Source organism: Thiobacter sp. AK1, from assembly GCF_039822265.1.
GTDB lineage: Bacteria > Pseudomonadota > Gammaproteobacteria > Burkholderiales > Thiobacteraceae > Thiobacter > Thiobacter aerophilum.
The window spans coordinates 35704-47921 of sequence record NZ_JBAJEX010000001.1 but is presented as its reverse complement, the minus strand read 5'-3'; the positions used below and the strand labels follow the sequence as shown (position 1 = coordinate 47921).

The 12218-nt window shown below is 63.3% G+C and carries 16 protein-coding genes; all 16 read left to right on the top strand.

Going from position 1 to position 12218, the window contains the following annotated elements:
- Positions 1–169: 169 nt before the first annotated feature.
- The 16 genes from rpoE to V6E02_RS00200 all read left to right on the top strand — a co-directional run bounded on the left by rpoE (position 170) and on the right by V6E02_RS00200 (position 12217).
- Complete coding sequence (gene rpoE / locus V6E02_RS00275; protein ID WP_347306005.1) at positions 170–769, top strand: RNA polymerase sigma factor RpoE; 600 nt, start codon at positions 170–172, stop codon at positions 767–769.
- 2 nt (positions 770–771) lie between these two features.
- The gene (locus tag V6E02_RS00270) at positions 772–1344 is read left to right on the top strand and encodes a sigma-E factor negative regulatory protein (RefSeq protein ID WP_347306003.1); all 573 of its coding nucleotides are present in this window, start codon (positions 772–774) and stop codon (positions 1342–1344) included.
- Positions 1341–2303, top strand: a complete 963-nt coding sequence (locus V6E02_RS00265) for a MucB/RseB C-terminal domain-containing protein (RefSeq protein ID WP_347306001.1) — start codon at positions 1341–1343, stop codon at positions 2301–2303. Before V6E02_RS00270 ends, V6E02_RS00265 begins: the two co-directional genes overlap by 4 nt.
- 3 nt (positions 2304–2306) lie before the next feature.
- Positions 2307–2744: a SoxR reducing system RseC family protein gene (locus V6E02_RS00260; RefSeq protein ID WP_347305999.1), complete on the top strand. Its 438-nt coding sequence runs from the start codon at positions 2307–2309 to the stop codon at positions 2742–2744.
- Positions 2681–2992 (top strand): glutaredoxin family protein, encoded by a 312-nt coding sequence (locus V6E02_RS00255; protein ID WP_347305997.1) that lies wholly within the window; start codon positions 2681–2683, stop codon positions 2990–2992. The genes V6E02_RS00260 and V6E02_RS00255 overlap by 64 nt, the downstream gene beginning before the upstream one ends.
- A 76-nt stretch (positions 2993–3068) precedes the next feature.
- On the top strand, positions 3069–4862 hold the full coding sequence (gene lepA / locus V6E02_RS00250; RefSeq protein ID WP_347305995.1) for a translation elongation factor 4: 1794 nt from the start codon (positions 3069–3071) through the stop codon (positions 4860–4862).
- A 99-nt stretch (positions 4863–4961) separates the two neighbouring features.
- Entirely contained in the window at positions 4962–5765 is an 804-nt protein-coding gene (lepB, locus tag V6E02_RS00245) for a signal peptidase I (protein ID WP_347305993.1), read from the top strand.
- A gap of 11 nt (positions 5766–5776) precedes the next feature.
- Positions 5777–6157, top strand: a complete 381-nt coding sequence (locus V6E02_RS00240; protein ID WP_347305991.1) for a DUF4845 domain-containing protein — start codon at positions 5777–5779, stop codon at positions 6155–6157.
- Positions 6154–6843: a ribonuclease III gene (gene rnc, locus V6E02_RS00235; RefSeq protein ID WP_430626747.1), complete on the top strand. Its 690-nt coding sequence runs from the start codon at positions 6154–6156 to the stop codon at positions 6841–6843. The genes V6E02_RS00240 and rnc overlap by 4 nt, the downstream gene beginning before the upstream one ends.
- A complete protein-coding gene (gene era / locus V6E02_RS00230) occupies positions 6840–7736 on the top strand; it encodes a GTPase Era (RefSeq protein ID WP_347305989.1) in 897 nt (298 codons plus the stop codon). The genes rnc and era overlap by 4 nt, the downstream gene beginning before the upstream one ends.
- A 3-nt stretch (positions 7737–7739) precedes the next feature.
- The gene (gene recO, locus V6E02_RS00225; RefSeq protein WP_347305987.1) at positions 7740–8462 is read left to right on the top strand and encodes a DNA repair protein RecO; all 723 of its coding nucleotides are present in this window, start codon (positions 7740–7742) and stop codon (positions 8460–8462) included.
- Positions 8459–9187 (top strand): pyridoxine 5'-phosphate synthase, encoded by a 729-nt coding sequence (gene pdxJ, locus V6E02_RS00220; protein ID WP_347305985.1) that lies wholly within the window; start codon positions 8459–8461, stop codon positions 9185–9187. The genes recO and pdxJ overlap by 4 nt, the downstream gene beginning before the upstream one ends.
- Positions 9188–9194: 7 nt before the next feature.
- Positions 9195–9581, top strand: coding sequence for a holo-ACP synthase (acpS, locus tag V6E02_RS00215; protein WP_347305983.1), 387 nt, complete (start codon positions 9195–9197; stop codon positions 9579–9581).
- Positions 9582–9598: 17 nt separating this feature from the next.
- A complete protein-coding gene (nagZ, locus tag V6E02_RS00210; RefSeq protein WP_347307072.1) occupies positions 9599–10657 on the top strand; it encodes a beta-N-acetylhexosaminidase in 1059 nt (352 codons plus the stop codon).
- A complete protein-coding gene (locus tag V6E02_RS00205; RefSeq protein WP_347305981.1) occupies positions 10644–11588 on the top strand; it encodes a cation diffusion facilitator family transporter in 945 nt (314 codons plus the stop codon). Before nagZ ends, V6E02_RS00205 begins: the two co-directional genes overlap by 14 nt.
- Positions 11585–12217 carry a uracil-DNA glycosylase gene (locus tag V6E02_RS00200; protein WP_347305979.1) on the top strand — a complete coding sequence of 211 codons (633 nt, stop codon included), beginning with the start codon at positions 11585–11587 and terminating at the stop codon, positions 12215–12217. Before V6E02_RS00205 ends, V6E02_RS00200 begins: the two co-directional genes overlap by 4 nt.
- The last annotated feature ends 1 nt before the right edge of the window (position 12218 follow it).

Genomic DNA, 12218 nt, shown 5'->3' with positions numbered 1-12218 from the left:
CCCGCGACGAGGCAGTCTGAACTAACTGACGCGTTGCCGGTCTGTGCATGCAGGTTGCGTGATCCCATTCCTCAGTCGAGCAGGGGGCAGGTATACTTTGGGCCAGATAATCGACTTTCCCGCTCGGGAAATAATCCTCCAACAAAAATCGTTCAGGGACGTCCCCAAAATGGGTGATCGGGAGATCGACCAGGCCCTGGTCGAGCGGGCCCAGGCCGGCGACAAGCACGCCTTCGAGCTTCTGGTCGGCAAATACCAGCGCAAGCTCGCCCGTCTGCTGTCGCGCTTCATTCGTGATCCTGCGGAAGTGGAAGACGTCGCCCAGGAGACCTTCATCAAGGCCTATCGCGCCCTGCCTTCCTTCCGCGGCGACAGCGCCTTCTACACCTGGCTTTACCGCATCGCGATCAACACGGCAAAAAACTACCTGGTCTCCCAGGGCCGGCGTGCCCCCACCAGCACCGAATTCGCGGCCGAGGAGGCCGAAGGCTTCGAGGAAGCGGACCTGTTGCGCGACGTGGATACCCCGGAGGCAGCCCTGCTCACCAAGGAAATCGGCGAGACGGTCACCGCCGCCATGGAAGCCCTGCCGGAAGAGCTGCGCACCGCCATCACGCTGCGCGAGATCGACGGCTTGAGCTACGAGGAAATCGCAGAAGCAATGAATTGTCCCATCGGCACCGTACGTTCGCGCATCTTTCGCGCGCGCGAGGCCATCGCCGAGAAACTTCGCCCGCTTCTGGGCACCAGCAAAGACAAGAGGTGGTAGCCATGACTTCAGACATTTCCGCCCTGATGGATGGTGAACTCGATCCGGACGCGACCGCGCGCGTCCTGGCCAACCTACGCCAGGATGAGAGGCTGCGAGCAACCTGGGAAACATATCAGTTGATCGGCGATGCCCTGCGCGGGAGTGGACCGCTCGCGCTGGACATCACCGGGAAAGTGGCACGCCGGCTGGCGCAAGAACCCACCGTGCTCGCGCCGCGCCCCCACCGCACTCAACCTGCCCCGCGTCGGCCCGCCCTGGCGCTGGCTGCGTCGGTGGCCGCTTTGGGACTGGTGGGCTTACTCGCCTGGCAGCAGAGCCGTCTCTATGGAGCCAAGGCGTCTACCGTCCAGGTCGCCGCGGTCGAAACCCGTGCTCCATTGCCCGTTCTGCAACCGGCCACACGCCCTGGACAGACAGCCAAGGCCGATGGGCAGGAACCGCCACGGGTGCGCTTCCCAGTGGGTACGGGAGAGGCCTACCTGCTTGCCCATCAGGAATTTTCGCCCAGCTATGCCATGGCAGGCATGCCCGCCTACGTGCGCGTCGTGGCGCAACCGGAAGCGGGTCAATGAGACGGTTGTTGGCGGCTGCCCTGCTGGCGGCGGTGGCTCAAGCGGGCTGGGCGGTGCCCGCCAGCGACGATGCCCAGGCAGCCTTTGCCTGGTTGCAGAAAATGGCGCAGGCCACCCACCGCCTGAATTACAGCGGCGTGTTCGTTTATCAGCGGGAAGATCGGGTCGAGACCGTGCGCATCGTGCACCGCGTGGATGAGTCGGGAGAGCACGCCAAGCTGGTCTATCTCGATGGCCAGCCGCGGGAGACCTACCGCATCGACGGCGACGTATTGTGCTTCCTGCCGGATGGAAAGACCGCGCTGCTGGATAAAAGCCGCGCCCGCACGCTGTTTCCGGCCCTGCTGCCCGAACACAGCAGCGAACTCAAGGCCTCCTATGCGGCGCGTCTGGCCGGCCGAGGGCGGGTGGCGGGACGTGAGACCCAAGTGGTGGTGCTCGCCCCGCGCGATGCCTACCGCTACGGCCACAAGTTCTGGGCCGACACCGAAACCGGCCTGCCGTTACGGGCAGGGGTATGGCAGAAAGAAGGGGAGATGGTGGACCGCTTCTCCTTCACCCAGGTAAACATCGGGGGTCCCATTGCCCGGTCCGAGGTGCGTCCGCAGCTCGCAGGCCGGCGCATCATCCAGCACGATCCTGCCCAGTCGCCCGATGGTGCGATCGATTCGGGTTGGAAAGTGGGTAGCGTGCCCCCTGGCTTCAAGCGCATTTCCGCCATGAAGCGCACGCTGCCGGGGCAGGAGGCTTTGGTCAACCACATCGTCTATTCCGATGGTCTGGCGGCGGTGTCCATTTTCATCCAACCTGCCCAGCCGGGGACGGAACGGGGCTTGTCCCAGCGCGGTGCCCTGCATGTCTATACTCGCCTAGTCGCCGATCACGACGTTAAAGTGCTGGGTGAGGTGCCTGCCGCCACGGTGCGTCTCATCGGCGATTCCATCAGTTACGAGCCGTGAATCATGGCGGACGTCTCCCTGCTCGAAACGCCCGCGCGCGTGATCCATAGCCACGACGGCGTAGCCCTGGTGGAGGCCGACTATGGCGGTGGTTGCGGCAGCGGGGTCTGCGCTACGGGCGGATGCGGCGCGGCGTTGCTGGCGCAGCTTTTCACGCGCACGCCCCGTGGACCGCTGGAAGTGATCGATGCCCTGGGTACCCGGTCCGGGGAACGGGTCGTGGTGGGCGTGGAACAGGGCAGCGTATTGAGCGCGAGCCTGCTCGTCTATCTGCTGCCCCTCATGTTGCTGCTAGCAGGCGCGGTGGCGGCGCGCCATGTCCTGGGCGGTGACACCACGGCGGCGTTGGGTGCTCTCCTCGGGCTTGCGATCGGCTGGTGGCTCGCGCGCCGCCTCAACCGGCGGAGGTCGCCGCGACCGCGCATCCTGCGTCGCCTGTGAACCCAAGGCCTTGCCTTACTCTCTACGCGCGTGTGGGCTGCCACCTCTGCGAGGACATGGCGGCAGCGCTCGATGCCCTGCGCGACGAGCTGGGTTTCGACTACCGTACGGTGGACGTGGACACCGACCCAACCCTGGTCGCCCGTTATGGCAGGCTGGTGCCGGTGCTGGCCTTGGAAGAAGAGGTGCTATGCCATTATTTCCTAGAGCCCGCCGCCTTACGCGCCAGGCTCGCGAGAAGTGAATGATTTCCTGGCGTTTTTCCGCTAGAATCGGGCACTGGCACAAAAGGGCACCCGGGTGCCCTTTTTTAATTGACCCAAGATGAAAAACATCCGCAACTTTTCCATCATCGCCCACATCGACCACGGCAAATCCACGTTGGCAGACCGCTTCATCCAGGCCTGCGGCGGGCTCTCCGAGCGCGAAATGGCCGAGCAGGTGCTCGATTCCATGGAGCTGGAGCGGGAGCGGGGTATCACCATCAAGGCCCAGACGGCGGCCCTCACTTATCACGCTCGCGATGGTCAGACCTACCATCTGAACCTCATCGATACGCCCGGCCACGTGGATTTTTCCTACGAGGTCTCCCGCTCCTTGGCCGCCTGCGAGGGGGCACTTTTGGTGGTCGATGCTTCCCAGGGCGTGGAGGCCCAGACCGTGGCCAACTGCTACACCGCCATTGAGCAGGGCGTGGAAGTGGTGCCTGTGCTCAACAAGATCGACCTGCCCGCGGCGGACCCCGAGCGAGTGATCCAGGAAATCGAAGACATCATCGGCATCGACGCTCATGACGCGGTGCGTGCCAGCGCCAAGACCGGCATCGGCATCGAGGACATCCTCGAAGCGGTGGTGAACAAGATTCCAGCCCCCCGGGGCGATCCGGATGCACCGCTCAAGGCGCTCGTCATCGACTCCTGGTTCGACAACTACGTGGGCGTGGTGATGCTGGTGCGCGTGGTGGATGGACGTCTGCGGCCCAAGGATAAGATTCTGCTCATGGCTACTGGTGCCACCTATCTTTGCGAACAGGTGGGCGTGTTCACGCCCAAGTCCATTGAGCGGGAAGAGCTGTCGGCGGGCCAGGTCGGGTTTGTCATCGCCGGTATCAAGGAGCTGCGCCATGCCCAGGTGGGGGACACGGTGACCCTCGCTACCCGTCCCGCAGCCGAACCTCTGCCCGGCTTCAAGAAGATCAAGCCGCAGGTGTTCGCCGGGCTGTATCCCGTGGATTCCCACGAATACGACGCCTTGCGCGACGCACTGGAAAAGCTGCGCTTAAACGATGCCTCTTTGCAATATGAGCCGGAGACTTCGCAGGCGCTGGGTTTCGGCTTCCGCTGCGGCTTCCTGGGTATGCTGCACATGGACATCGTGCAGGAACGCCTGGAGCGGGAATACGACATGAATCTCATCATCACCGCCCCGACGGTGGTATATGAGGTCGTATTGCGCGACGGCACGGTGCAGGAGATCGAAAATCCTTCTCGCCTGCCGGATCCGTCCAGGATCCAGGAGATTCGCGAGCCCATCATCACCGCCACCATTCTGGTCCCGCAGGATTACGTAGGCAACGTGATTACCCTGTGCACGCAGAAACGGGGCGTGCAGAAGAACATGCAGTACATGGGGCGGCAGGTGATGCTCACCTACGAGATGCCCATGAACGAGGTGGTGGTGGATTTCTTCGACAAGCTCAAATCAACTTCCCGTGGTTATGCCTCTCTCGACTATGACTTCAAGGAATTCCGTGCGGCAGACTTGGTGAAGCTGGACATCCTGGTCAACGGTGAGCGAGTGGATGCCCTGTCCACCATCGTGCACCGCTCCAACGCCCAGGCCCGGGGTCGGGAGCTGGCGGCCAAGATGCGTGAGCTCATTCCGCGCCAGATGTTTGACATCGCCATCCAAGCCGCCATCGGCAGTCACATCATCGCCCGCGAGACGGTGAAGGCGCTGCGCAAGAACGTACTGGCCAAGTGCTATGGTGGCGACATCACGCGCAAGAAGAAGCTGCTGGAAAAACAAAAGGCCGGCAAGAAGCGCATGAAGCAGGTGGGCAACGTGGAAATTCCCCAGGAAGCCTTCCTCGCGGTGCTGCAGGTGGAAGGAAAATGATTTGGGACCGCCGCTTGGTTCGACTTCTGTAACCGGTCGGGTGCCGCAATCTGCCTTGATCCCTGCTTCCGACCTTTCTCGTACGAGGCTTTCTGGACCATGAACTTCGCGCTCATTTTGTTCATTGCCCTGGTGGTGACCGGACTCATCTGGCTGGCCGATCATCTTTTTTTCAAACCGGGGCGTGCCCAGGGGCAGAAGGAACCGCTGCTGGTGGAATATTCGCGTAGCTTCTTTCCGGTGATCCTGATAGTGTTCCTGCTGCGTTCCTTTCTCGTGGAACCGTTCCGCATCCCGTCCGGCTCCATGGTCCCCACCTTGCAGGCCGGCGATTTCATCCTGGTCAACAAATACACCTGGGGCATCCGCCTGCCGGTGATCAACCGTAAGATCATCGACATCAGCCAACCCGAACGGGGTGACGTGGTCGTGTTCCGCTATCCGGTGGATCCCTCGTTGGATTACATCAAGCGCATCGTCGGTCTGCCAGGTGACCGCGTGAGCTACATCGACAAGCAGCTTAGCATCAATGGACAACCGGTGAAGATGGATTTCCTGCGTCCGTATGACTATGTGAAACCCGGCCTGAATAACGTGGTAGCGCAGCTCTTTCTGGAACATCTCGGCCATCATCCACACCAGGTGCTGATCCAGCCGGATGAGCCACCGGTGCGGCTGGAAGGGGTGCGTGTCTTCCGATACCGCGATCATTGTGATTACAATGAACGTGGCTTTACCTGCGTGGTGCCGCCGGGTCATTACTTCGCCATGGGCGACAACCGGGACGACAGCACCGACAGCCGTTACTGGGGCTTCGTGCCGGACGAGAACATCGTCGGTCGCGCCTTTCTGATCTGGATGAACTTCGACGACTTCGGCCGCATCGGCAAATCCATCGAATGAGGGAAACTGGGATGAAACATCAACGGGGGATGACGTTCATCGGCTGGGTCGTGGTGCTGGCCCTTGTCCTTTCTTACGTTTACATCGGCATCAAGGTGGTGCCGGCCTACATCGAATTCTTTTCCGTGAAGAAGATCCTCGCCACGATCGCCAAAGAGCCAGGCTTTGCCACCATGACGCCCGCCGAGATCCGCAAATCCTTCGAGCGTCGGCTCGCCATCGACTACGTTAGTGCCGTCACGCCCCAGGATCTCGACATCCGCAAGGAAGGCGGAGAAAACGTGGTGAGCGTGGAATATTCCCAGAAGATTCCCCTCTTCTACAACGTCAGCGTGCTGCTGGATTTTTCGGCCAGTACCGCCGGCAGCAAGCCGGCCAAAATGGTGGAATGACGGGCGATCTCAAACGTCTTGCGCGCCAGCTGGGCTATGCCTTCGAGGAGCCAAGGCTGTTGCAGCAGGCACTCACCCATCGCAGCTACGGCACGCCCCACAACGAACGCTTGGAATTCCTCGGCGACAGCGTGCTGTCGCTGGCCATCTCGACGCGCCTTTTTCACGATTTCCCGCGCTTGACCGAAGGGGAACTCTCGCGCGTGCGCGCACATCTGGTCAAGGAGTCCACGCTTGCCGAAATTGCTCAAAGCCTGTCGTTGGGTGATTATCTGTTCCTGGGTGAAGGCGAGCTCAAGAGCGGCGGCTTTCGCCGTCCATCGATCCTCGCCGATGCGCTAGAGGCCATTGTCGGCGCCATCTATCTCGATGGCGGTTTCTCCGAGGCGCAACGTGTGCTCCACGCCCTCTATGCCCCGGTGATCGCGCGCTTGGATCCCCACACGCTGTCGAAAGATCCCAAGACGCGGCTGCAAGAATTCCTCCAGGGGCGGAAGCTTCGCCTGCCCAAATACACCATCGTCGCCACCGAGGGCGAAGCTCACGAGCAGCGTTTCAGGGTGGAGTGTTACATTCCGGAACTGGACATCCGCGTCCTGGGCGAAGGTTCCAGCCGGCGCAAGGCGGAGCAGGAGGCCGCGCGTCTGGCCTATGAGACCGTCCAGGGCGGGCGAGTGCGCGGATGACTGACGCGAGCGGGTTTCGCGCGGGCTTCATTGCCATCGTCGGACGTCCCAATGTGGGCAAATCCACCCTGCTCAACGCCCTCGTCGGGCAGAAGATCAGCATCGTTTCTAGCAAGCCGCAAACCACACGCCACCGCATCGTCGGCATTCATACCGATGACACGGCGCAATGGGTGTTCGTGGATACACCTGGTTTCCAGCTCCAGTACCGCAATGCCCTCAACCGTACCATGAACAAGACGGTCACCGATGCGTTGGCGGGCGTTGACGTGGTGTTGTTCGTGGTGGAAGCCCTACGCTACGACGAGCGTGATGCCGAAGTGGTGAAGCTGTTGCCCCGCGATCGGCCGGTGATCCTGGCGGTGAACAAGATCGACACGGTCAAGGACAAAGGGCAACTGCTGCCTTTCCTGGAACGCCTAGCCGCCACTTTTCCTTTCGCGGAAATCGTGCCCGTCAGCGCCCGCACCGGTAGCCAGACCGACGAGCTTTTGGGTGCCATCCGTTCCTATCTTCCGGAGGGGCCCGCTCTCTACGACAAGGAGGACATCACCGACCGCAGCGAGCGCTTCTTGGCTGCCGAGACGGTGCGCGAGAAGGTGTTCCGTCTGCTGGGCGATGAAGTGCCTTATTCCACCACGGTGGTGATCGAACGATTCGAGCAGGACGGCAACCTGCGTCGCATCTATGCCGCGATCATCATCGACAAGGAAAGCCAGAAAGCCATCGTGATCGGCAAGGGCGGTGAGAAGCTTAAGGCCATCGGCAGCGAGGCACGCCAAGACATGGAGCGTCTGTTCGGCGGCAAGGTTTATCTGGAGCTGTGGGTGAAGGTGCGCAGCGGCTGGGCGGACGACGAACGGGCGGTGAAGAGCCTCGGCTACACCGATTGAGCCATGACGGCAGCCCATCGGTCGCAGGCGCTCCAGCCCGTCTACGTGCTCCACGCCCGTCCGTATCGGGAGACCAGCCTGCTCGTGGAGGCCTTCGCGCGCGATGCGGGCCGGATTGCCCTGGTGGCGCGCGGCGCGCGCCGGCCCCGCTCGGCGGTGCGTGGCTTGCTTCTGCCTTTTCAGCCGCTCAGCTTGTCCTGGTTCGGCAAGGGGGAACTGCGGACGCTCAAGCAGGCAGAGTGGCAGGGCGGCCAGCTTCCCCTTACGGGTTCGGCGCTCATGTGCGGCTTCTATCTAAACGAGCTGTTGCTGCGTCTGTTGCCCCGCGACGACCCGCATCCAGCGCTGTTCGGCCATTACCAGACGGCACTCATGGCCTTGGGCCATCAACAGCCGCAAGCGCCTGTGTTGCGCCGCTTCGAGAAGGCGCTGCTACAGGAACTGGGCTATGCGCTGATGCTGGAACACGAAGCCCAGGGCGATGTTCCCATCGACCCGAATGCCTTTTACGTCTATGAGCCAGAACGTGGTCCGGTGCGCCGAACGGCGGGGGAGGGCGGTGTACAATTGCGTGGGCGCACGCTGCTGGATCTGGCCCGCGACGACTACTCAGATCCCGTCACGCTCGCCCAGGCCAAGCAGCTCATGCGCATGCTCATTGCCCACCAACTGGGCAGCGATGCCCTGCAAACCCGCCAATTGCTCATGGATCTGCAGGAACTATGATCTACCTCGGCGTCAACATCGATCACATCGCCACCGTGCGCCAGGCGCGTGGCACACGCTATCCCAGCCCGGTGCAAGCCGCGCTGGTCGCCGAATCCGCGGGTGCCGATGCCATCACGCTGCATCTGCGCGAGGACCGGCGCCACATTCAAGACGCGGACGTGGAGATCCTGCGCCAGATCCTGCAAACGCGCATGAATCTGGAGATGGCAGTGACCGAGGAGATGCTGGCCATCGCCCAGCGGGTATGTCCGCAGGATGTCTGTCTCGTGCCGGAGCGGCGCGAGGAACTCACCACCGAGGGTGGGCTGGATGTGGTAGGTCAGTTCGATCGCGTGCGGCATGCCTGCAGCGTTTTGCTCAACGCCGGCATTCGCGTCTCGCTGTTTATCGCGCCCGACGAAGAACAGGTCCGCGCAGCAAAAGAAGCGGGCGCGCCCGTGATCGAGATCCACACCGGTCACTACGCCAATCTGGAACCGGGCCCGGCATGCGACGCGGAGTTCGAGCGCATCCGCAGCGCTGCGGCTTTCGGCGCCGCCCTGGGACTACAGATCAATGCCGGCCACGGCCTGCATTATCACAACGTGCAGCGCATCGCCGCCATTCCGCAAATCCGAGAGCTCAACATCGGCCATGCCATCGTTGCCAAAGCCCTGTTTTCCGGCTGGGAGGCGGCAGTGCGGGAAATGAAGCGGCTGATGCTGGCGGCACGCGGTCTGTGAAGCATCCATGGCCATCTACGGCATCGGCACCGACATCGTGGACGTGCGGCGCATGGCCGCCATCCTCGCGCGTCATGGGGCACGCGTCGCGCGTCGCCTGCTCAGCCCCAGCGAATTACCGGAATTCGCTTTAGCGCCCTTTCCCGAACGATTTCTCGCCAAACGCTTCGCCGCCAAGGAAGCCTTCGCCAAGGCCGCCGGCACGGGGTTTCGTCATCCCGTGTCGCTGAGCCGCTTGTGTATCACCCATGATGCCTTGGGCAAGCCCGGGTTCGCCTGGGATGCCACCCTGGGAGAATGGCTTGCCGCCCGCGGCATCCTTGCCTGTCATCTGTCGGTGAGCGACGAAAAGGAACTGGTCGCCGCCTTCGTCATACTGGAGCGTGCGCCGTGACGCCCCTCGGTCCCGTGATGCTGGATCTTTCCGGCACCGAACTCGGCCCCGAGGAACGCGAGCGGCTGCGCCATCCCCTGGTTGGTGGCGTGATCCTGTTCGCACGCAATTATGCCTCGCCCGCGCAGCTGGCCGAACTTACGCGCGCTATCCACGCGCTGCGCGAGCCGCGCCTTTTGATCGGCGTGGATCACGAAGGCGGGCGGGTGCAACGCTTCCGAGAAGGCTTCACGCCCATTCCACCCATGCGCCGTCTGGGTGAGGTCTGGGATGCCCATCCCCAGGCGGCGCGCCGGCTGGCGCATCAGGTGGGCTATGTGTTGGCCGCCGAGCTGCGTGCCTGTGGCGTGGATTTCAGCTTCACGCCGGTGCTGGACCTGGACTGGGGCACAAGCGGCGTCATTGGCGACCGCGCCTTTCACCGGCATCCCCAGGCGGTCTCCGAACTCGCCCACGCCCTCATGCTAGGCATGAAGGCAGCCGGGATGGCGGCGGTAGGCAAGCATTTCCCAGGGCACGGCCATGTGGCCGCCGATTCCCACCTCGCCGTGCCAGTGGACGAGCGGGAGCGCGCCGATTTAGACCTGGCAGACCTCATCCCCTTCCGCCAAATGATCGACTATGGGCTGCCCGCCATCATGCCTGCCCATGTCATCTATCCCCGCGTGGATGCCCGCCCGGCGGGCTTCTCGCCGGTGTGGTTGCAGCAAATTCTGCGCGCCGAGCTCGGCTTTACCGGTGCCATCTTCAGCGACGACTTGAGCATGGAAGGGGCCAGCGTGGCCGGCGACGTGGTGGCACGGGCACGCGCAGCCCTCACCGCGGGTTGCGACATGGTGTTGGTTTGCAACGACCCGCAGGCGGCGCAGGCCGTGCTCAACCGGCTCGACTGGACCCAGCCCGCCGTGAGTCTGGCGCGTCTGGCGCGGCTGCATGGCCGTCCCGGGGCGCGCGATCTCACCCGCCTGCACGAAGATCCCCGGTATGCTGCGGCCATGCATGCTGTGGGCAGCATCGGCGGGAAGACGCCCGAGCTACCCTTGAACGCCAGCAACGATCCCTGTGCCCAACGTTGAATCCACCCACTTCGGGCATGACCCGCACCATCATCACCCGCTGCCGGAAAACGGCCGCGCACTGGCCTGGGCCCTCATGCTCACCCTGGGTTTCGCCGTGGTGGAAGCCGTGGGGGGATGGTGGGCTGGCTCCCTTGCTCTCATCTCCGATGCCGGGCACATGCTCACCGATGCCTTCTCCCTAGGGCTCGCGGCCCTGGCGGCCAGAATCGCCCGCCAGCCGCCCTCGGCCCGTCACAGCTACGGCCTTGCCCGCGCTGAAGTCGTTGGCGGTCTGGTCAATGGCCTCCTGATGCTGGGCGTGATCACCTTCATCCTCATCGAAGCCGTGGATCGGCTGCGCCATCCGCAAGCCGTCGCCGGGGGTTGGGTCATGCTGATTGCCTTGATCGGCCTGGGCATCAATGGGCTGGTGGCCTGGGTGCTGAGCCGGGGTGGAGCGGGGCTCAACGTGCACGCGGCCCTGTTGCACGTGCTGGGGGATCTGCTCGGCTCCGTGGCCGCCCTGGCCGCTGGGGCTGTCGTCTATTTCACCGGATTCACGCCGGCTGACCCCATTCTGTCCCTGGTGGTGGCGGGACTGATCCTGGTGGCGACCCTACGCCTGCTACGGGAGGTCTTGCACGTGCTCATGGAAGGCGTGCCGGCCTCCCTCGACCTGGATCAGGTGGGTCAGGCCCTGGCGCAGGTGCCAGGCGTGGAATCCGTGCACGACCTCCACATCTGGACCCTCGCCAGCGGCCGCAACGCCCTGTCGGCCCACGTGGTGCTGCCGGATCTCGCCCGCTGGCCGCGCATCCTGGCCGCCATGCAGCAACTCCTCCATGACCGCTTCGGCATCGAGCACGTGACCCTGCAGCCGGAACTGCGCCCGCCGGCCCGGGCGGTGACGCCGGTGCCAAGCCCGCGCTCGGGACCACCCACGCCATGAGCGCATTTGCACCCGACTGCACCGCGTGCCCCAGGTTGGCGGCGTTTCTTGCCCGCATCCGCCGCGACCACTCCGACTACCATGCACGCCCGGTGCCTGCCTTTGGTGACCCACGCCCGCGGCTCCTGGTGGTAGGACTGGCGCCGGGTTTACATGGCGCCAACCGCACCGGTCGGCCCTTCACGGGCGACTACGCGGGCATCCTGCTCTACGAAACCCTCTACCGCCACGGCTTCGCCAGTCGCCCGGTATCCGAGCGTGTGGACGATGGGTTGGTCCTCACGGGCTGCCGCATTACCAATGCCGTGAAGTGTCTGCCCCCGCAGAACAAACCGCTTCCTGATGAAATATTACGTTGTAACAATTATTTACGTACTGAACTTCAAGCATTGGATCAGGATGCGGCGGTGCTTGCCCTGGGCGCCATCGCTCACGATGCGGTGCTGCGCGCCTTGGATTTGCGAAGGCGGGCGTTCCCGTTCGCCCACGGCGCCATCCACCGCTTATCCGGGCTCACCTTGTTCGATAGCTACCATTGCAGCCGCTACAATACCCAGACGCGGCGCCTGACACCGGCCATGTTCGACGCCGTGTTTAAGGCCATTCGTCATCATCTGGAAAGGAGCTGAC

Excerpts from the sequence above, each read along its gene's own strand:
- rpoE (WP_347306005.1), top strand. The coding sequence starts at position 170 with ATGGGTGATCGGGAGATCGACCAGGCCCTGGTCGAGCGGGCCCAGGCC.
- V6E02_RS00270 (WP_347306003.1), top strand. The coding sequence starts at position 772 with ATGACTTCAGACATTTCCGCCCTGATGGATGGTGAACTCGATCCGGAC.
- V6E02_RS00265 (WP_347306001.1), top strand. The coding sequence starts at position 1,341 with ATGAGACGGTTGTTGGCGGCTGCCCTGCTGGCGGCGGTGGCTCAAGCG.
- V6E02_RS00260 (WP_347305999.1), top strand. The coding sequence starts at position 2,307 with ATGGCGGACGTCTCCCTGCTCGAAACGCCCGCGCGCGTGATCCATAGC.
- lepA (WP_347305995.1), top strand. The coding sequence starts at position 3,069 with ATGAAAAACATCCGCAACTTTTCCATCATCGCCCACATCGACCACGGC.
- lepB (WP_347305993.1), top strand. The coding sequence starts at position 4,962 with ATGAACTTCGCGCTCATTTTGTTCATTGCCCTGGTGGTGACCGGACTC.
- V6E02_RS00240 (WP_347305991.1), top strand. The coding sequence starts at position 5,777 with ATGAAACATCAACGGGGGATGACGTTCATCGGCTGGGTCGTGGTGCTG.
- rnc (WP_430626747.1), top strand. The coding sequence starts at position 6,154 with ATGACGGGCGATCTCAAACGTCTTGCGCGCCAGCTGGGCTATGCCTTC.
- era (WP_347305989.1), top strand. The coding sequence starts at position 6,840 with ATGACTGACGCGAGCGGGTTTCGCGCGGGCTTCATTGCCATCGTCGGA.
- recO (WP_347305987.1), top strand. The coding sequence starts at position 7,740 with ATGACGGCAGCCCATCGGTCGCAGGCGCTCCAGCCCGTCTACGTGCTC.
- pdxJ (WP_347305985.1), top strand. The coding sequence starts at position 8,459 with ATGATCTACCTCGGCGTCAACATCGATCACATCGCCACCGTGCGCCAG.
- acpS (WP_347305983.1), top strand. The coding sequence starts at position 9,195 with ATGGCCATCTACGGCATCGGCACCGACATCGTGGACGTGCGGCGCATG.
- nagZ (WP_347307072.1), top strand. The coding sequence starts at position 9,599 with ATGCTGGATCTTTCCGGCACCGAACTCGGCCCCGAGGAACGCGAGCGG.
- V6E02_RS00200 (WP_347305979.1), top strand. The coding sequence starts at position 11,585 with ATGAGCGCATTTGCACCCGACTGCACCGCGTGCCCCAGGTTGGCGGCG.